This window comes from Pseudoflavitalea sp. G-6-1-2, from assembly GCF_012927185.1.
In the GTDB taxonomy this organism is placed as follows: domain Bacteria; phylum Bacteroidota; class Bacteroidia; order Chitinophagales; family Chitinophagaceae; genus Pseudobacter.
The window spans coordinates 163,950-182,535 of record NZ_JABBGB010000001.1 but is presented as its reverse complement, the minus strand read 5'-3'; the positions used below and the strand labels follow the sequence as shown (position 1 = coordinate 182,535).

Annotated in this window: 17 protein-coding genes; 10 read left to right on the top strand and 7 right to left on the bottom strand. The window is 47.9% G+C overall.

The genetic code is table 11. From position 1 onward, the window contains the following. The first annotated feature begins 62 nt into the window (after positions 1 to 62). Positions 63 to 857 (top strand): exodeoxyribonuclease III, encoded by a 795-nt coding sequence (xth, locus tag HHL16_RS00675; RefSeq protein ID WP_169423218.1) that lies wholly within the window; start codon positions 63 to 65, stop codon positions 855 to 857. Here the strand turns inward: xth and HHL16_RS00670 are convergent. The 3 genes from HHL16_RS00670 to HHL16_RS00660 form a co-directional block, all read right to left on the bottom strand. Next, positions 826 to 1,293 carry an SRPBCC family protein gene (locus tag HHL16_RS00670; protein WP_169423217.1) on the bottom strand — a complete coding sequence of 156 codons (468 nt, stop codon included), beginning with the start codon at positions 1,291 to 1,293 and terminating at the stop codon, positions 826 to 828. The genes xth and HHL16_RS00670 overlap by 32 nt on opposite strands. Before the next feature lie 79 nt (positions 1,294 to 1,372). Beyond that, a complete protein-coding gene (locus HHL16_RS00665; protein ID WP_169423216.1) occupies positions 1,373 to 1,894 on the bottom strand; it encodes a DsbA family protein in 522 nt (173 codons plus the stop codon). Between the two features lie 5 nt (positions 1,895 to 1,899). After that, on the bottom strand, positions 1,900 to 2,370 hold the full coding sequence (locus HHL16_RS00660) for a redoxin domain-containing protein (protein ID WP_206022204.1): 471 nt from the start codon (positions 2,368 to 2,370) through the stop codon (positions 1,900 to 1,902). Between the two features lie 119 nt (positions 2,371 to 2,489). Here HHL16_RS00660 and trmD point away from each other — a divergent pair, with 119 nt between their 5' ends. Further along, positions 2,490 to 3,167: a tRNA (guanosine(37)-N1)-methyltransferase TrmD gene (gene trmD, locus HHL16_RS00655; RefSeq protein WP_169423215.1), complete on the top strand. Its 678-nt coding sequence runs from the start codon at positions 2,490 to 2,492 to the stop codon at positions 3,165 to 3,167. 223 nt (positions 3,168 to 3,390) lie between these two features. Here trmD and HHL16_RS00650 read toward each other — a convergent pair whose 3' ends face one another. Beyond that, a complete protein-coding gene (locus tag HHL16_RS00650) occupies positions 3,391 to 4,386 on the bottom strand; it encodes a cation diffusion facilitator family transporter (protein WP_206022203.1) in 996 nt (331 codons plus the stop codon). A gap of 37 nt (positions 4,387 to 4,423) precedes the next feature. Here HHL16_RS00650 and HHL16_RS00645 point away from each other — a divergent pair, with 37 nt between their 5' ends. The 4 genes from HHL16_RS00645 to HHL16_RS00630 all read left to right on the top strand — a co-directional run bounded on the left by HHL16_RS00645 (position 4,424) and on the right by HHL16_RS00630 (position 8,689). After that, positions 4,424 to 5,077 (top strand): O-methyltransferase, encoded by a 654-nt coding sequence (locus tag HHL16_RS00645; protein ID WP_346766819.1) that lies wholly within the window; start codon positions 4,424 to 4,426, stop codon positions 5,075 to 5,077. A gap of 6 nt (positions 5,078 to 5,083) precedes the next feature. Then, positions 5,084 to 6,316 (top strand): glucosaminidase domain-containing protein, encoded by a 1,233-nt coding sequence (locus HHL16_RS00640; RefSeq protein WP_169423213.1) that lies wholly within the window; start codon positions 5,084 to 5,086, stop codon positions 6,314 to 6,316. A gap of 7 nt (positions 6,317 to 6,323) precedes the next feature. After that, on the top strand, positions 6,324 to 6,860 hold the full coding sequence (hpt, locus tag HHL16_RS00635; RefSeq protein ID WP_206022199.1) for a hypoxanthine phosphoribosyltransferase: 537 nt from the start codon (positions 6,324 to 6,326) through the stop codon (positions 6,858 to 6,860). 65 nt (positions 6,861 to 6,925) lie between these two features. After that, on the top strand, positions 6,926 to 8,689 hold the full coding sequence (locus tag HHL16_RS00630) for a VWA domain-containing protein (RefSeq protein WP_169423212.1): 1,764 nt from the start codon (positions 6,926 to 6,928) through the stop codon (positions 8,687 to 8,689). 9 nt (positions 8,690 to 8,698) lie between these two features. Here HHL16_RS00630 and HHL16_RS00625 read toward each other — a convergent pair whose 3' ends face one another. Then, positions 8,699 to 9,862, bottom strand: a complete 1,164-nt coding sequence (locus HHL16_RS00625; RefSeq protein WP_169423211.1) for a hypothetical protein — start codon at positions 9,860 to 9,862, stop codon at positions 8,699 to 8,701. A gap of 346 nt (positions 9,863 to 10,208) precedes the next feature. Between HHL16_RS00625 and atpD the strand changes: the two genes are divergently transcribed. The 4 genes from atpD to dnaJ all read left to right on the top strand — a co-directional run bounded on the left by atpD (position 10,209) and on the right by dnaJ (position 13,936). Next, positions 10,209 to 11,708 (top strand): F0F1 ATP synthase subunit beta, encoded by a 1,500-nt coding sequence (gene atpD / locus HHL16_RS00620; RefSeq protein WP_169423210.1) that lies wholly within the window; start codon positions 10,209 to 10,211, stop codon positions 11,706 to 11,708. A 24-nt stretch (positions 11,709 to 11,732) separates the two neighbouring features. Then, positions 11,733 to 11,990: an ATP synthase F1 subunit epsilon gene (gene atpC / locus HHL16_RS00615; RefSeq protein WP_169423209.1), complete on the top strand. Its 258-nt coding sequence runs from the start codon at positions 11,733 to 11,735 to the stop codon at positions 11,988 to 11,990. Between the two features lie 222 nt (positions 11,991 to 12,212). Then, positions 12,213 to 12,761 carry a nucleotide exchange factor GrpE gene (locus HHL16_RS00610; RefSeq protein ID WP_169423208.1) on the top strand — a complete coding sequence of 183 codons (549 nt, stop codon included), beginning with the start codon at positions 12,213 to 12,215 and terminating at the stop codon, positions 12,759 to 12,761. A gap of 14 nt (positions 12,762 to 12,775) precedes the next feature. Further along, complete coding sequence (gene dnaJ / locus HHL16_RS00605) at positions 12,776 to 13,936, top strand: molecular chaperone DnaJ (RefSeq protein ID WP_169423207.1); 1,161 nt, start codon at positions 12,776 to 12,778, stop codon at positions 13,934 to 13,936. Positions 13,937 to 14,005: 69 nt separating this feature from the next. Here dnaJ and HHL16_RS00600 read toward each other — a convergent pair whose 3' ends face one another. Then, entirely contained in the window at positions 14,006 to 15,256 is a 1,251-nt protein-coding gene (locus HHL16_RS00600) for a DUF4143 domain-containing protein (RefSeq protein WP_206022197.1), read from the bottom strand. A gap of 400 nt (positions 15,257 to 15,656) precedes the next feature. Then, a complete protein-coding gene (locus HHL16_RS00595; RefSeq protein ID WP_169423205.1) occupies positions 15,657 to 18,560 on the bottom strand; it encodes a PKD domain-containing protein in 2,904 nt (967 codons plus the stop codon). Positions 18,561 to 18,586 lie beyond the last annotated feature (26 nt).

Sequence of the window (18,586 nt, the reverse complement as noted above, 5' to 3'; positions counted from 1 at the left end):
GAAGGCTTTACTGGCTTTGATTTTGCAACGCAATGGAAACTGATTCACTTAATACGGTGCATATGAAAATTGCTACTTACAACGTGAATGGCGTAAACGGAAGATTGCCCGTACTGCTGCAATGGCTGAAAGAATCTGCACCAGACATCGCCTGTTTGCAGGAGCTCAAAGCTCCTGAAGAGAAATTCCCCCTCCAGGCCATCAATGACGCCGGATATGAAGCCATCTGGCACGGACAGAAAAGCTGGAATGGTGTTGCGATCCTCAGTAAAGTTGGCAAGCCTGCAGAGATCAGAAGAGCGCTGCCCGGCGACTCCGAGGATATGCATAGCCGTTATATCGAGGCAGATGTGGCCGGCATCCGGATCGGCAATCTCTATCTTCCCAATGGCAACCCTGCACCCGGGCCTAAATTCGATTACAAACTCGCCTGGTTCAAACGCCTGCACGCGCATGCGAAGAAACTGCTGGCAGAAGATATTCCGGTGATACTGCTCGGCGATTACAATGCGATACCCACTGAAATGGATGTGTATAAACCTGAGAGCTGGGTGAAGGATGCATTGTTCTTTCCCGAAACACGCGAAGCGTATGCGAAGCTCGTAGCACTCGGCTGGACAGACGCTTTACGCAAAATGCATCCCAACGAAAAGATCTATACTTTCTGGGATTACTTCCGTCAGGCCTATGCACGCAATGCAGGTCTTCGCATCGATCATCTGCTGTTGAGCAGTCATTTCGATAAAAAACTCATTGCTGCCGGTGTTGACAGCCACGTGCGCGGATGGGAGAAAACCAGCGACCATGCCCCCACCTGGATCGAAATCAAACCGGTTGCAAAGCCGCGAACTTCTTAAAACAATCGAGAATATAACTCCAGCCTTTGTAGCTGTCCATCGCTTCGGCGTATGCTTCATATCCGTCGCCATGCGCTTCAAAATTTGAATGCACCAGATCTACATTGGTGGCATTTTCAGCATCGGTAAAATGAATGGTGATATCGCTGCCCTGATCAGGATCGGGCACAGGCACGCGTTGCGGGCTGATCTGCCATTTGATGCCGATGGTATCGTTTTTCTTCAATGAGGTAATTCTTCCCCAATCGCAACGAAAACCAAACGGACCGATCTCCGTGCAGAGTCCGTCGACAGCAGGTTCGATGCAGATCTCTTCGAGTTTGTCCTGCGACCAGGTATATTCTTTTGGCCACCAATTGGTAAGCCGGTTGATGAAGAGATCGAAAGCAAGCTCTCTCGATACAGGTATCAGTATGTTTTTGTGGATAGGTTTCATGCTGGTACGGCATCATAAATTGTACCAGCATGAGGTTGCGTGGATAACCAATTGTTTCATTATCGTTAGAACCGATGAGCTATTTTTCTTTCAGCAAAGCTTCGAGCGATTTGTAAGTTTCGTTGTAACTGGTTACCTGTTCTCCGTTGAGGAAGAAAGTGGGAGTGCCGTTTACACCGCTGCGCAATCCCCCTTCGAAATCGGCTTCCACCTTACTGAGCAGCGCCTGGTCTCTGAGGTCTTTTCCGAACTGGTTTTGATTCAGTTTCAGTTTGCTGGCAAAGCCGAGAATGGCATCGGGGCTAAGGTGTTTTTGATTCTTGAAAATCATATCGTGCATTTCCCAGAATTTATCCTGCCGGTCAGCGGCTTCTGCGGCCATAGCCGCCATCATGGCCAGCGGATGCGATTCCTGCAAAGGAAAATTCCTGAACACGAATTGCAGATCGGTGGTATGTTTTTTCAGCAGTTTCTTAACGAAGGGAAAAGCGAGTCCGCAGTGCGGACATTGATAATCGCCGTACTCCACCAATACAAACTTAGCTTGTGCAGTACCGGTAGTATGGTCTTCGCCGCTTACAGGAACCCTGAGTGTAGACATTGGAATTATTTTTTGTGATTGTCCATAGCTTCGAGTGCGTCGAGAATGCCGTCGGCTCCGGGATTCACGCTGTCGGGAGATAAATGGCTCCACTGAATGATGCCTTTTTCATCGATCACGAAAAGCGCGCGCAGGCTTTCTCCTTCCTGTTCGTTGTAGGCGCCGTATTTTTTGCTCACTGCTCCTTTGGGCTCAAAATCGGCCAGTAATGGAAAGTGCAGATTACGGTTTTCTTCGAAAGCCATATGGCACCACTTGCTGTCTACCGAAATGCCCAGCACTTCTGCATTGTGTTTGTGGAATAGTCTGAGTGTTTCGTTGTAAAGGCTCATCTGATCGCTGCACACGGGGCTCCAGTCGGCCGGATAGAAAGCGAGTATCAGGCGCTTGCCTTTGAAATCGCTGAGTTTCAGCTTGTGATCGGGCGAATTGTACAGCTCAAAATCCGGTGCAGGCGTGTTCTTTTGAAGTATCATGATGCTTCAATCTTTTAATAATAAATGAATAATCAGGGGGAAGGGGCCTGCGGGCCAGAGTAGGGGGATGGAGATACAATTTAGTGAAAGTTCCTGTGATACTGCCTTATCTTTGCGCCATGCGTATCGATATTATTTCTGTTGTACCCGAATTACTGGAAAGTCCGCTTTCGCATTCCATCATGAAAAGAGCCCGTGACAAGGGTTTGCTCGAAGTGCATGTGCATCACCTGCGCCAGTGGGCTGTGAATGAATATGGACAAATAGACGATTACCAGTACGGAGGAGGAGCAGGGATGGTGATGATGCCGGAACCGCTGGCCAATGCCATCGAAACGCTGTCGAAAGACAGAACCTACGACGAGATCATCTACGTAACGCCCGATGGTCCACGCTTTGATCAACCCACCGCCAATAGACTTTCACTCAAAGGCAATCTGCTGATCATCTGCGGCCATTACAAGGGCATCGATCAACGCATCCGCGAACATTTTGTAACCATGGAAATCTCTATCGGCGATTATGTGCTGAGTGGCGGGGAGCTCGCTGCAGCGATAATCGTAGATGCAGTAGGCAGACTATTGCCCGGTGTACTGGGCGATGAAACATCTGCACTTACAGACAGCTTTCAGGACAATCTGCTTGCACCTCCCGTATACACCCGGCCCGCAGATTTCCGCGGCTGGAAAGTACCGGAAATTCTCATGTGCGGCGATCCCATCAAGGTAGCCGACTGGCGCCATGAGCAGGCCATTCAGCGTACCAAAGAACGCAGGCCTGATATCTTCGATCAATAAATTATCGATTGAAATTTATTTGCATGTACTGTTCGCTGAATCAGAAGTCGGTAAAAATGTAAATCAGCAGGCACATGATGAGGGTCATCAACAGACCGATTAAGATTGTCTTTTTCATAAGGGGGACGGTTTTAGTGAGGGTATAATTGCATGTACCGTGCCAATGCGCAGTTTATCCACATAGGAAATATACCCCGGAGATTACGGGGGAAATTGCGGAGGATTATTCGATTGTCTGCAACGAATGTTTGCGGTTGCTTTGCAGGTGTTTCATATCCCACTTCACCTGTTGTACATACTCATGTTTACGCACGTTGCAATCGGATTTGGTGCAGATGAAACAACTGAAATCCATGCAGGCATCTGTATGCACCGCCATTTCGATGCTGTCTCCAAACTCACGCCTGATAAGGTTTGCGAGCTCATCCACTTCAACGTGTGCTTCATTTACATTGAAATACCAGGGAACGGTAAGGTGGCAGTCTACATGCAATTGCCCGCCATATTTGATTACGCGGAGATTGTGAATATCCATCCAGTTGGTGCGTCGGTTGGCATCGAGCAGAACAACCATTCTTTGCAGCAGATCCTTATCTGCTTCGTCCATAATTCCTGCCAGCGATTTGCGGAGAATGCCGTAGCCGGTATACATGATGTACAATGCGAGCACTATGGCGATGGCTCCATCGAGCCAGAGCAGTCCGGTAAATTTGATGGCAATCAATCCGGCAATGATGCCGAGTGTAGACCATGTATCCGATTGGAGGTGTTTGCCGCTTGCAACCAATGCGAGTGAATTATTCTTCGTTCCCTTTTTGATACTGATGCTTCCTACAACAAAATTGATGAGCGCAGTAACGGCAATGAGCAGGATACCATAATCCAGTTTTTGCAGAGAGCGGGGATGAATGAAATTGCTTACAGATTCGAAGATGATGATGAGCCCGGCAATCAGAATCAATGTGCCTTCAACTGCTGCCGAGAGAAATTCTGCTTTGCCGTGTCCGTAAGGATGATCTTCGTCTCTGGGTTTGGAAGCCACGTAGAGGCTGTACAGTCCAATGAATCCCGCAATCACATTCACGGTGCTTTCGAGCGCGTCTGTGAGTATGGCTACGGAGTGGGTAAGAAAATACGCCACAATTTTCAGGAGGAACAGCATTATGGCAACGGTTACAACCCACCGTTGTACGCGAAGATTTTCAAGGCCGGTATTCAAAGCAAGCGATTTGCGTAAAAGTACAAAGATTATCTTTGTGCGAAACGCCACTGTGGAACTGATCCCCGCAATCATAGAAGAGTATGCTGCAAAATTCACTTCTCCCGAAGATGAGTTGCTGCAGGAGATCAATGAACGTACCTATGCCTCGCATGCGCAACCGCATATGCTGAGCGGTCATGTTCAGGGGGCCGTGCTCCAAATGCTGAGCAAAATGATGCAGCCCCGCCGTATCCTCGAGATAGGCACATTTACCGGATACAGCGCCCTTTGCCTTGCAAAAGGCTTGTTAAAAGACGGTTTATTGCATACAATTGAGCTCAGAGAGGCCGATGGAGCTATATCTCAGGCAAATTTTGATAGGTCAATTGATCGTGATAAGATAATTTTGCACGTCGGCAATGCGTTACAGATAATACCCACCCTGCAGGAAACCTGGGATCTGGTGTTTATCGATGCAGACAAGGTTTCCTATATGGAGTATTTCAACCTGGTTTTGCCAGCTGTGCGGCCCGGTGGTGTGATACTGGCTGATAATGTGCTGTTCCATGGACAGGTACTGGAAACGCCGGTGACAACAAAAAATGGCAAAGCCATGCAGGCCTTCAATGAAATGGTTCTGCAGGATAACAGGGTGGAGCAGGTATTGCTCACCATTCGTGATGGCTTACTCATGATCCGTAAAAAATAAAAAGGAATGCTGAAACGCTTAATGATTGTTTTGCCGCTGCTGGCAACACTATGTGCAAAAGCTCAGAAGAGCGAAGACATTCTAAACTACATCAACACCTACAAGGAACTCGCCATTCAGGAAATGGTGAGAACAGGTGTTCCCGCTTCCATCAAACTGGCACAGGGCATTCATGAAACGATGGCCGGAAGAAGCCCGCTCGTACTTAAATCGAATAACCACTTCGGCATCAAGTGCAAGAATACCTGGACGGGCAATAAAGTGTATCACGACGATGATGCACGCGGAGAATGCTTCCGCAGCTACTCCGATCCCAAAGAATCTTACACAGATCATTCCAACTTTCTGAAGAACAGTCAGCGTTACGCTTTCCTCTTCGGCCTCGATCCCACCGATTACAAAGGATGGGCATACGGACTGAAGAAAGCCGGCTATGCCACCAACATAAAATATTCGCAGCTGCTGATAAAGCTGATCGAAGATTACAACCTGCAGGAGTATTCGCTCATTGCTCTCGGAAGAGCGAAGCCGCGCGAAGAGATCATCGCGGCAGTTCCCAAACTGGAGATCGGCGACCCGATTGCCATGGAAGTGGTGCAGACAGCAGCACAACCATCCGGCCCTGCAACAGTGCCCGCTGTGTACATGGAGCCGGTTGCAACGGATTATCCAAAAGGTGAGTTCAGGATCAACGAAACCCGCGTGATCTTTGCCACGAGTGGCACATCACTGCTGGCCATCGCAAAGAATTATGATATTTCTTTGCGTCGCCTGCTCGATTTCAATGATCTCGGAAGAGAAGATATTCTCACAGAAAATCAACTGCTCTATCTTCAGCGCAAGCGCAAAACAGGCGCCAATGAATTTCATATAGTGAAGCCCGGCGAATCGTTGTACGATATTTGTCAGACAGAAGCCATCCGCTTCGAAAGCCTGCTGAAATACAATCATCTCAACGAAGAGGAAGAACCCGCTGCCGGCGAGCAATTGTATCTTCATACCAAATCTCCTTCCAAACCCAGACTGGCAGCGGATATGCCTGCAGTAGCGGATGTGGTGAGAACAACGGTAGACAACAGACCGGCAATGGCCAATGCCATTGCGCATACAGTACAAACAAAAGAAACACTCTACAGCATCGCTAAGAAATACAATGTAACCGTTGAGAAGATCCAGGAATGGAACAAACTGCAGAGTGCCGATCTGAAGATCGGGCAAATGCTTGTCATTTATCAATAACCAACTTATGAGCATCATCCACGTACACGATAAATCGTTCCAGCCATACCTCACTGCTGAAATGATCAAAACCCGCATCAAAGAAATAGCAGCGGATATCAATAAAGACTATGCAGGCAAAAGGCCGGTGTTCATTGCCATACTAAATGGCAGTTTCATCTTTGCGGCAGACCTCTTCAAAGAACTGACGGTGGATGTGGAAGTATGTTTCATAAAGCTGGCTTCGTATAAGGGAACCCGTTCTACGGGCCAGGTGATTACGGCCATCGGCCTCGATACTGATATCTTTGGCCGTGATGTGGTGGTTATCGAAGACATCGTAGATACGGGCAAAACGCTCAGCGAATTTTTGCCGCAGCTGCACCACCAGCAGCCATCTTCCCTCAAGATAGTTACACTGCTGCACAAGCCCGAAGCCACTGTTTTTCCCATTCCCATCGACTATCTCGGATTTGCCATTCCCAATGAGTTTGTAGTGGGCTACGGCCTTGATTATGACGGACTCGGGAGGAATATCCCAGCCATTTACAAGCTGGCTGAATAGCATTCTCCGCAACTGCACTTGCAAGTGACCGAAGTATATGGTACTTTTCGTCCCAAATTTCAGGGTTGAGAATTGCTGCTACAATACTGCTGACTGCTTTTTTATGCGCCAAAACTTCTGCTCAATATTACCTCCGCGGTGAGATCAGAGACGAAAAGGGCAATGCATTGTCCAATGCCAAACTCAAATTGCAGAGCACCAATTACATTTACAGTTCCGGCATCAATGGCTCTTTTGGCATCGTAAGCACAAGGGAGACCGATTCGATATTCATCTCTCTCGATGGCTTTCAGGATCTCGCTATTAAACTGCAGGCCGGCCGTTATCATACCATTGCCTTGAAGATGCTGCACTCCGCTGCCAATCTGCAACGCAACAGGCTGGTGAGCATCACGCGCGATCTCAATCCCGAAGAAAGACGGCGCAAACTCTTCAGTGGCGAAACCTACAGCGCCCTGGTGGAGAATGAATTTGTGCCTGCGAGAAAATATCCTGAAACAGGCTTCGCCATTCATACCGATAAAGCAGCTTACAGCAATATCCGCCGCTTCCTCAACATGAATACTACCGTTCCTCCGGACGCCGTGCGTACAGAGGAACTGCTGAACTATTTCAACTTCGAAGCATCACCAATGGCGAGGGACAGCATCTTCGGATTCAGGAGTTATATTTCTGAATGTCCATGGGAGCCTGCGCATCAGTTGTTATTTCTCAATGTGAGTTCGAGGAAAATGGACAGTGCGGCCATCCCTCCATCCAATCTCGTTTTTCTGGTAGATGTATCAGGGTCGATGGATATGCCGAATCGGTTGCCTCTGCTGAAGGCATCTTTCAAATTGCTGGTGAACAATCTTCGTTCAATAGACACCGTTAGCATTGTAGTGTATGGCGGTGCTACGGGCGTTTGGCTGGGTCCCACGTCAGGCGGAGATAAGGCAAAGATCAGCAAGGCGATCGAAGAGATGTATCCGGGAGGATCAACGCCGGGTGAATCGGGTATCAGAAATGCGTACCGGCTGGCGAAGAGCCAGTTCATCAAAGGAGGGAATAATCGCGTGATACTCGCTACAGACGGGGATTTCAACGTAGGGCAGTCGAGTGAGGCCGAGCTGGAGAAACTGATCACCATGCATCAGGAGAGCGGCATCTATCTTACCTGCCTTGGTGTAGGCATGGGCAATTACAAAGACTCCAAACTCGAAGTGCTTGCTAAAAAAGGCAATGGCAATTTTGCGTATCTCGATAATGAACATGAGGCCGAAAAAGTATTGGTGAAAGAACTCACGCAAACACTTTACACGGTTGCCGATGATGCGTATCTGAATATTCGTTTCAATTCGTCGCTTGTGCGCGAGTACAGGCTGATCGGATTCGACAATAAAGCAAAGGCGCTGGCCGATTCCCTCAACGAAGTGGAAGGGGGAGAGGTTGGGCCCGGACATTCATTGCTGGTGCTTTTTGAACTGACGCCTGTCAGAGGCAGCGGAGCAGATTCTTATCCCACCGACGAACCGCTGGCCAATATCAGCATCAATTTCCGCAAGCCGGCAGAAACGGTCCGGCGTATTTCTGAGTATCAGGTGGAGAGTGTATTCACCGGGTTTGATGAACTGCCGCAATGCTATCGTTTTGCTACAAGTGTATCGATGTTTGCGTCGCTGCTGAAGCAATCGAAATTTTCCAATCAGTATGGATGGAGCGATGTGATAGACCTCGCCAACGAATCGCTGCGCAAAGGAGATTACTTCGAAGAGGAATTTCTTACCATGGTAAGCAAAGCCAAAAAGATTTATGGGAAGATGAAGAGACGGAAGAAGAAAGATGAGTAGCTCCGTCTGTTACAGCAAAACCGGATGTGGCTTGAATTCCTTCGTTCTGTCGAAGTTATAGCGATAAGTGGTAAGCGTTCTGCTGGGCCATGTTTCGCCCATGCGTTTGGCAACATTGATCATCTTGGGATTGAAGTCGCCGATCCACTGCATTTCGTATTGATCGTAGGCGTATTGTCTCAGCGTAATACTGGCTTCGATGATCATATAGGCATCGAGGCCTCTGCCCTGATATTCCGGAATTACTCCGAAAACCAACCCTACCATTTTACGGGTGGGTCTCTTTTTCATCAGCCAGAACAATTTGAGTTTATTCCACCAGTTGAATTTGCCATCGAGACATTTGAACCACTGATTGAGATCGGGGAGATTGATGAATACAGAAACCGGCTGGTTGTTGTGGTACACGAACCATGCGATCTTTTCATCCATCACCGGTTTCATTTTCTCGAACATGCGGAGCACCTGTTGCTGATTGAGTTCCTTCATGCCTTCATGTTCAGACCATGCTTTGTTGTACACCTCGCAGAAGTCTGCCGCGTATTTTCCCAGTTGCGCTTTGTCGATGTTGAGCATTTTGTAACTGGGGTCGTTGGCAATGGCGGCGTGGCGGTTCCAGAGTTTTTTATGGAATGGTCCCTGGAGGGTCATGCCGAAGCAGAGCTGGTTGTAGAATGGCCTGAATCCGTAAGTCTCGAACAGCGACTGGTAGTAGGGTTGATTGTAGTTCATGCAGTAAAGCGGCTCGTTGAAGCCTTTTACTACAAGTCCCCACCAGCGGTCGCGCTCTCCGAAATTGATGGGGCCATCCATGGCTTCCATGCCTCGCTGAAGCAGCCAGTGGCGCGATGCATCGAAGAGCATGTCTGCGGCATTCTGATCATTGATGCAGTCGAAGAATCCGATGCCGCCTACGGGGCCTTCATCTCCTTTATTGTGGTATTTGTTGTTTATGAAAGCGGCAATGCGGCCGATGAGTGCACCATTTTTATCGTGAAGGATCCAGCGGGTTACTTCTCCGAATCCAAAAGCTTTGTTGCGTTTGGGGTCGAAAACCTCCTCCACATCCTTATCCAAAGGGCGGATATAGCTGGGGTCGTGTTTATTGATCACTACATTTACCTGAATAAATGCAGCAGCCGTAGCAGCATCCTTAACTTCTGTCAGTTGCATCACAGTTTCTTTTCATGTAGTTGTCAATGTACAAGGGTACAAAAAAAATGATAAGGTTGATTGAATATAAATAGATCTTTTGCAATTGATTACAAATACAGATAAAGTGGGCACGATTACCAGCCAACAGGCGGCAGAAGTGGCAATTCAGTGGATAATTTCAAAAATCGCACCGGGCATGTAATTGGTTTATAATATGACCTTTATGTACATCATTTATAATATATCCGGGCTTTCCGGCATAAAACCTGGCGGTTCTCACATTATTTCCTGCTTCTTATTTCATAATTCTCTTTACAGCCCTTACCTTTGCGGCCAAATTAAAACGCTCTCTTAAACATCTTATATGGCAAACGTTGGAAAGATCAAACAGATCATCGGCGCGGTAGTGGATGTGCAGTTTGATGGCAAACTCCCGGAAATCTACAACGCACTTGAACTGAAAAAACAAAATGGCGAAACTCTTGTACTGGAAGCACAGCAGCACCTCGGAGAAGACTCTGTACGCTGCATTGCGATGGACGGTACCGAGGGTCTGGTTCGCGGTATGGAGGTAGTTGATACCGGAGCTGCGATCACAATGCCAGCCGGCGACGCAATTAAAGGTCGTCTTTTCAACGTAACCGGAGATCCTATCGACGGATTGCCTGCAGTTTCCAAGAAAGGTGGCCGTGCGATCCACGCTAAACCCCCTGCATTTGAGAACCTGTCTACAGCTTCTGAAATCCTGTTCACCGGTATCAAAGTAATTGACCTGATCGAGCCTTATGCAAAAGGTGGTAAAATCGGTCTCTTCGGTGGTGCGGGTGTAGGTAAAACCGTATTGATCCAGGAGCTGATCAACAACATCGCGAAAGCATACTCTGGTGTGTCTGTATTCGCAGGTGTGGGTGAAAGAACACGTGAAGGTAATGACCTGATGCGTGAGATGATCGAAGCTGGCATCATGAAATATGGCGAAGAATTCAAGCACAGCATGGAGAATGGTGGCTGGGATCTGAGCAAAGTAGATATGAAAGAACTGGCTGATTCAAAAGCTACTTTCGTATTCGGACAGATGAACGAACCCCCAGGTGCTCGTGCACGTGTGGCCCTCTCTGGTCTTACAATGGCTGAATACTATCGTGATGGAGATGGACAAGGCAAAGGCCGTGACATCCTCTTCTTCGTAGACAATATCTTCCGTTTCACACAGGCAGGTTCTGAAGTATCAGCCCTCCTTGGTCGTATGCCTTCTGCGGTAGGTTACCAGCCAACACTGGCTACCGAGATGGGATTGATGCAGGAGCGTATCACTTCAACCAAAAACGGATCAATCACTTCCGTACAGGCGGTTTACGTACCTGCGGATGACTTGACTGACCCTGCGCCTGCAACAACCTTCGCTCACCTTGATGCAACCACTGTATTGAGCCGTAAGATTGCTGACCTTGGTATCTATCCTGCGGTTGACCCGCTGGATTCTACCAGCCGTATCCTTACTCCTGCAATCGTAGGTGAAGCTCACTACAAATGTGCTGACCGTGTTAAGCTGATCCTTCAGCGTTACAAAGAGCTGCAGGATATCATTGCGATCCTCGGTCTCGATGAGTTGAGCGACGAAGACAAACAAACCGTATCACGCGCCCGTAAAGTTCAGCGTTTCCTGTCTCAGCCATTCCACGTGGCAGAGCAGTTCACTGGTCTGAAAGGTGTACTGGTTCCGATCGAAGATACTATCCGCGGTTTCAACATGATCATGGATGGTGAAGTAGACGAATACCCAGAAGCAGCATTCAACCTCGTAGGTACTATCGAAGATGCTATCGAAAAAGGTAAGAAGCTGTTGGCTCAGGCTCACGGATAATTTGTCACATCATTTTAATCTGATATGAACTTAGAAATATTAACACCGGAACGCAAGCTGTTCAGCGGAGATGTATACGGAGTACAACTGCCTGGCATCAGCGGTCTGTTCGAAGTACTCGACAAGCACGCTCCACTCGTTTCTGCCCTCAAGGCCGGAAAGATGAAAGTGCTGAAAGACAAAAGCAACCACGTGGTGTACTACAACATCCAGGGCGGCTTTGTAGAAGTACTGAACAACAAAGTGACCGTACTGGTGGAAGGTGCTGAAGAAGCCAATTAATACTGATAGACGGATCAGTCCGCATCAGACAGAATATCAAGACCCTCGCTTCGCTGCGGGGGTCTTCTTTTTGAACCGGAAATGCCGGACAATTTGACCCGATTTGCACCGCTGGCAAAGTAATTGCCCAACTATGGTTTGCCGATGAAACGGTGTATTTTTACCGGTTCACAGTGCCCATCGGCCATTATTACAGCAAAAAGGCATAAAAACAGGAAAGCTATGACAGATAAAGATCCGATTTTGGACGACAACGGCCAGGATGCCAGCAATATGGAACTCAATTCCGAAGAGACCAATGAAAACAATGCAGGCGGAAATTCTGAAGTGGAAAAACTCCGCGCAGAAGTAGCAGAACTGAAAGACAAATACATCCGTCAGGCCGCTGAATTCGACAATTTCAGAAAAAGAACGGCGAAGGAAAGACTGGATCTGATCCAGACTGCCGGCAAAGATGTGATCACTTCACTGCTCGATGTACTCGACGATAGTGAGCGCGCAGAAAAGACCCTCGAAACACAGGAAGATAATCCCGCTATCCGCGAAGGCGTGCAGCTCGTATTCGCCAAACTGCGCAATACACTCGCTGCCAAAGGCCTCAAACCAATGCAGGCCATCGGAACTGAATTTAACCCCGAATTCCACGAAGCCATTACCGAAATCCCCGCGCCCACTCCTGATCTCCAGGGAAAAGTGGTGGATGAAGTAACCAAGGGCTATTACCTGAATGACAAAATCATCCGGTTTGCTAAAGTGGTTGTAGGAAAATAATACCCTGGTTTTCTATGAAAAGAGATTATTACGAAATATTGGGAGTATCAAAAAGCTCCTCCCAGGATGAGATCAAAAAGGCTTACCGGAAAGTAGCCATGCAATATCACCCTGACCGTAACCCCGGCGATAAAGCTGCCGAGGAGAAATTCAAAGAAGCGGCAGAAGCCTACGAAGTGCTGAGCGATCAGGATAAACGCGCACAGTACGATCGTTTTGGACATGCAGGAATGAGCGGCAACGGCCGTGGCGGATTCGGCGGCGGACAGAACATGGATGATATCTTCAGCCAGTTCGGTGATATTTTCGGAGACGATATCTTCGGCAACTTCTTCGGAGGTGGCGGTGGTGGCGGAAGAAGAGGCGGTCAGCGCTCACGCGGTGTTCGCGGAAGCAATCTCCGCATTAAACTCAAACTCACTTACGAAGAGATCGCCAAAGGTGTAAACAAGCAGATCAAAGTAAAAAAATACGTTGTCTGCAGCACCTGTACCGGAAGCGGCGCCAAAGACAAGAACAGCACACAAACCTGCGGTACCTGCGGCGGAAGCGGACAGGTTCGCAAAGTAACCAATACCTTCCTCGGTCAGATGCAGACCGTAACCACTTGTCCAACCTGTAACGGTGAAGGGCATGTGATAACGGCCAAATGCGGAAGCTGTAAAGGAGAAGGACGTGTGTATGGAGAAGAAACCGTAAGCATCGATATCCCGGCAGGTGTACAGGAAGGCATGCAGCTCAGCGTAAGCGGAAGAGGCAATGCCGGTGAACGTGGAGGTCCTGCAGGTGATCTGATTATCCTCATCGAAGAAGAACAACACAAAGAATTGCACCGCGATGGACTGAATGTAGCTTACGAGTTGCATCTCTCATTCCCCGATGCCGCCTTCGGCACCAACGTGGAAGTGCCTACTATCGATGGGCGTGCAAAAATCAAGATACCTGCTGGTACGCAGAGTGGAAAGATCTTCCGACTCAAAGGAAAAGGTTTCCCCGCTGTGAACAGCTACGAAAAAGGTGATCAGCTGATCTATGTGAATGTGTGGACGCCGCAACACCTTACGTCCGAAGAAAAGGCGATGCTGGAGAAACTGTCGCAGTCGCCTAATTTCAAGCCACAGCCCGATAAGAGCGAGAAGAACTTCTTCGATAAAGTGCGTGAAATGTTTTCGTAGAAGTTGAACAGATATTTGAAAGCCACCTGAGATGATCAGGTGGCTTTTGTTTTCGTGTATCCTTTACTGCTATTTCATGGTTGATAAAATCTGAGGCAGATTGGCAATCGCATACAATGGAATATTGCAAAGCCATTCTTCCTGCCTGTAATCCGACATCGAAGTTCTGATGCTGATTGCAGGGGAATATTTTTCGTGATACACCCGTAGACTGCGCGCTCTGAGATTTTCTGATGCTTTTACTTCAACAGGAATTATTTTCCCATCAAATTGAATGATAAAATCTATCTCTGATCTGGCGTTATCCGGAGACCAGTAATAAACGCTGTTGACGTTATTCGCTTTCAGCTGCTGCAAAACGTATTGCTCTGTGATGGCCCCTTTGAACTCTTCAAATACAGCATTTCCTTCGAGCAGTGTTTTAGGATCGAGATCGGTCATTGCGCCAAGTAATCCTACATCAACAAGATATAGTTTAAAGGCAGAAATATCTTCATATGCTTTTAGTGGAATGGCGGGTTTACTGATGTTGTTCACTTTATGAATCAATCCGCAATCGAGTAGCCACGACATCGCTATTTCATAGTCTTTAGCTCTGGCTCCTTGTTTGATTGCTCCGTAAATGAATTTTCTGTTTTCCTTTGCAAGCTGTGAGGGAACTGCGTTCCACAGCATTCTGATTCGGGGAACTACACTTGCAGGAGCGTGCTTTGAAAAATCCTGCTCATAAGAATAAAGAATGCGTTGTTGGATGGTTCTTGCCTTTGTGAAGTCTTTTTCGTTGGCAAACGATTGTACAACTTCCGGCATTCCTCCAATAAAATAGTATTGCCGCAGTAAGTCAATCAAGTTCGATTTGAATCCGGTAACCAGCTCCCAATCCTGCTTTTTGATGATTTCTGCAAGTGGTTTCTCATTGATTGCTTCAAGGAACTCTATGAAATCTAATGGATACAGATCCATGAATTCAACCTTCCCAACTGGAAATGAGGTTTGCTGATTCAAAGCAACTCCCAATAGTGAGCCGGCTGAAACGATATTGAATTCCGGTGCATTTTCATGGAAATACTTCAATGATGTTAGGGCGCCAGACGCTTCTTGTATTTCGTCAAAAATCAGTAATGTATTTGCGGGGTCGATCTGAGTATTGGTAGCGATTTGAATGGCTGTGATAATCCGGCGAATGTCAAAGTCCTCTTCAAACATGGAGCGCAAGGTTGTGTTGCTCTCAAAGTTCACGTACACTGATTGTTTGTAAGTTTTGCCAAACTCTTTCATGAGCCAGGTTTTTCCAACCTGCCTGGCACCTCTGATGATCATTGGTTTCCTGCCTTTGGATTGCTTCCAGGCCAATAGTCGTTTTATCTCATTTCTGTACATGGATCAAAAGGTAAAAACAAGTATGCTTTCGGCGGCTTTGTTATGAATTCGGGATAACTTGCTACTGTAAATGTACATTATTATGTACATAAAAATGTTTAGTTTAACATTAATATGTACATAAAATTGTTGTTCATTACATTATTATGTACATAAAAATGTGACAAGTAACGTTATTATGTACATAAAAATGTATTCTTGAATAAAATTTAAGTTCAATTACTTCATTTTCTGTATGTTATGAAATCGGGAGGAATTGTTTTGAATTTGGGCAAAAAAATAGGGTGTAGCCTTAGAGGGTACACCCTGACGATCTTTAAAAGGATAATTGGAAAAAACTTTATTGCTTTATAAACCTGCTCACAAGCGCCGGCTTATTCTCAATGGATATTTCAATCACATAAACTCCGGGTTTCAGATTACTCACTGCCAGTTGCTGCACCTGCAACAACTGCTGCTGATAATAACTGATCTTACGTAGAAGGCCACCCGAAGCATCATAGATTTTCATTACTGCATTACCGCCTTTACTGCTGCTCGTTTCTACATTGATAACGCTGGTGGCAGGATTGGGATAGATACGGAGTTTGTCTGCCGTTGCACCGGACTTTGTATCATTGACAGTTGTCTGAACGGTCAGCGTTGCATCAGTGGTCTGCATAGTGGCTTTGGCAACCGACGAAACTACTACCAGTACAGTATCTGCCCGCGGAACCCAGTTATTGCCCCATACCATCAGTTCAAAACTGTACACACCCTCTGTAAGGTTGGTGAGCGCTGTAATGGCTGCCGATGGATTGGCAATGCTGTACTGTGCAGGGCCGCTGATCTTCTTCCACTTATATTCTTTGATGATGCCCAATGGGTCGCGGCTCGCAGAGCCGTTCAGCGAAGCGCTGCTGGCCGGAAGTGTAATTGCTATATCCGGACCGGCATTGGCAACTACCACTGTTCCTCCGGTTCCGCCTCCATTGCTGCCTCCACCGGTTGTGGATGATTTCACTGTTACCTGCACGGTGTCTGCACGAGGCACCCAGTTATGACCCCATACCATCAACTCGAACTGGTAGGTACCTTCAGTTAATCCTGTCAAAGACGTGATCGGTGCGGCTGCATTCACAATGGTGAAAGATGCAGGGCCCGCGATCTTCTTCCACTTGTATTCTTTTATCACACCCGTAGGGTCTGCAGATGCGGAACCATTGAGTGTGGTGCTGTTGGATGGTAAGATAAGATTTATATCTGTACCGGCATTCGCCACCACCACATCTCCTGATGGTTTGGTGCCGGTTTTTACGCTAACGTTTACGGTATCTGCACGAGGCTCCCATTTATGATTCCATACCATCAGTTCAAAACTGTAAGTGCCTTCTGTAAGATTGCTGATGGCTGTTACAGCTGCTTCTGCATTGGCAAATGTGCAGGATGCAGGGCCCGATATCTTTCTCCACTTGTACGCTTTGATGCCCTCGCCCGTTGGGTTGGTGGAAGCAGATCCATCTAAAGTGGTGCTGCTTGTGGGCAATGTAATGGTGATGTCTGCACCTGCTTTCGGAATCACGGGCTGATTAGGTGGAGGTGGAGTGCCACTTTTCACCGTGATGAAAACTGTGTCCGATTCCGGCGACCACGCATTGTTCCATACGGTGAGTTTGAAACCATATGTGCCTGCGGCAAGATTGGTAGCAGTGGTTGTTTGTGCAGTGGCGTCGGCAATGCTGAATTGCGAAGGACCGCTGATTTTGGTCCATTCGAATTTCTGCAATGGTCCAGCAGGATCGGCGGATGCCGAGCCATCGAGCTTTGCACTGTTCACAGGCAATGTAATGGTGGCGTCGGCTCCTGCACTTACCGTCCAGGATGTAGGCTTGTCGCCGCTTTTGTTCACTGTAATGGTGATATCGTCTTCTGCAGTGGCTCCTTTGTTATCAGTAACTTTTAACCGGAACACATAACTGCCGGGAGTAAGATTGTTCACTACTGTGGTGCTGGCGTTGGGAGTTGCGATGGTAGCTGCTGTTGCACCGCTTACCTTGCTCCAGCTCCACGAAGCAATGCTGCCATCGGGGTCTGAAGAAGTTGATCCGTTCAATGTTACGCTGTTGGCAGGAGCGGTGATGGTGATATCATTGCCTGCACGTGCCAGAGGCGGCTTGTTCTCTGTACCCGGACCATTGCTAACAGTGATGGTTACCTGAGAAGTGGTCCAGTCGGCTCTGTCGTCCACCACTTTCACTTCATACACGTAAGTGCCTTCCTGTGTGAGGTTGGTAACGGTGGTAATGCCGTTTTCAGATACAGGAGTATTGATGGTGCCGAAAGAAGGACCGCTCACCTTGCGCCAGATAAAGCGGAGCAGCCTGCCGTCTTTGTCTGAAGATCCGCCGGCATTCAGCGTTACAGCGGCTGTGCCGGTAGTGATGGATTGATTGTTGCCTGCATTGGCAACAGGGCGCACATTGGGCGCCAGACTTCTGTTCTGTGCCAGGAACCACTCATAAATATTAGGATTCTGCCATTCGTATTTGGTATTGTACACGCGGCCCCAGATCCAGTGGTCGCCATCGGGCCAGAGTGTGAAATAGGGCTTCACAGTTGGGTTCAGTGCATTGATGGAGCTGATGGCTCCCTTGGTACAACTGGCCGGAGCGGGGCTTCCATCGTTCTCGGCATGGAATGCCCAGATGGGAAGATTGGCATTTACCATATTGCTCCAGGTAGTGTTGGTACATGCTCCGCAACTGATGCCGATGGCAGCGAGTCGTTTGGCATTGTCGAGTGATGCGCCGGCATATTGCCAGGTGCCACCACCTCCCATGCTGAGGCCGGTGAGAATAATTCTGTTGGGATCGATGCGCAGGTTTTTGGTGGCGTAGGTGATCAGTTCATCAACGTACCAGTTCTGCCACCAGCCATATTTCGAATTGAGCTGCGGCGTGAGCACGATGAACGATTCCGTTTTGCCATTCCAGGTGAAAGTCATGTTGCTGCCTTCATCGATTTCGCGGGGAACACCGTTCCAGCAGGCGTTTTTGAGTTGTGTGGTGCCATCACCTTTTTCTCCTGCACCATGCAGGAAGATGATCAGCGGATGCGTTTTCGAATCTTTGTTGTAGTCGGGAGGAAGGAATTGATAGAACCCGATGTATTCTCCATTGCTGGCTGTAATACCCTTGGGTTCGTGTTGTGCTGCTGCAGACATCGTAATGAAGATGCCCAGCAAGGCGGGTAAAAAGTTTCTCATAGAAAATCAAATGTGTTTTCCGAGGT

Bases quoted from the DNA above. Each gene is read 5' to 3' on its own strand.
- HHL16_RS00625 (WP_169423211.1), bottom strand. From the start codon at position 9,862: ATGCAACTGACAGAAGTTAAGGATGCTGCTACGGCTGCTGCATTTATT.
- HHL16_RS00660 (WP_206022204.1), bottom strand. From the start codon at position 2,370: ATGATACTTCAAAAGAACACGCCTGCACCGGATTTTGAGCTGTACAAT.
- trmD (WP_169423215.1), top strand. From the start codon at position 2,490: ATGCGTATCGATATTATTTCTGTTGTACCCGAATTACTGGAAAGTCCG.
- atpD (WP_169423210.1), top strand. From the start codon at position 10,209: ATGGCAAACGTTGGAAAGATCAAACAGATCATCGGCGCGGTAGTGGAT.
- HHL16_RS00610 (WP_169423208.1), top strand. From the start codon at position 12,213: ATGACAGATAAAGATCCGATTTTGGACGACAACGGCCAGGATGCCAGC.
- dnaJ (WP_169423207.1), top strand. From the start codon at position 12,776: ATGAAAAGAGATTATTACGAAATATTGGGAGTATCAAAAAGCTCCTCC.
- atpC (WP_169423209.1), top strand. From the start codon at position 11,733: ATGAACTTAGAAATATTAACACCGGAACGCAAGCTGTTCAGCGGAGAT.
- hpt (WP_206022199.1), top strand. From the start codon at position 6,324: ATGAGCATCATCCACGTACACGATAAATCGTTCCAGCCATACCTCACT.
- HHL16_RS00640 (WP_169423213.1), top strand. From the start codon at position 5,084: ATGCTGAAACGCTTAATGATTGTTTTGCCGCTGCTGGCAACACTATGT.
- HHL16_RS00595 (WP_169423205.1), bottom strand. From the start codon at position 18,560: ATGAGAAACTTTTTACCCGCCTTGCTGGGCATCTTCATTACGATGTCT.
- xth (WP_169423218.1), top strand. From the start codon at position 63: ATGAAAATTGCTACTTACAACGTGAATGGCGTAAACGGAAGATTGCCC.
- HHL16_RS00670 (WP_169423217.1), bottom strand. From the start codon at position 1,293: ATGAAACCTATCCACAAAAACATACTGATACCTGTATCGAGAGAGCTT.
- HHL16_RS00665 (WP_169423216.1), bottom strand. From the start codon at position 1,894: ATGTCTACACTCAGGGTTCCTGTAAGCGGCGAAGACCATACTACCGGT.
- HHL16_RS00600 (WP_206022197.1), bottom strand. From the start codon at position 15,256: ATGATCATCAGAGGTGCCAGGCAGGTTGGAAAAACCTGGCTCATGAAA.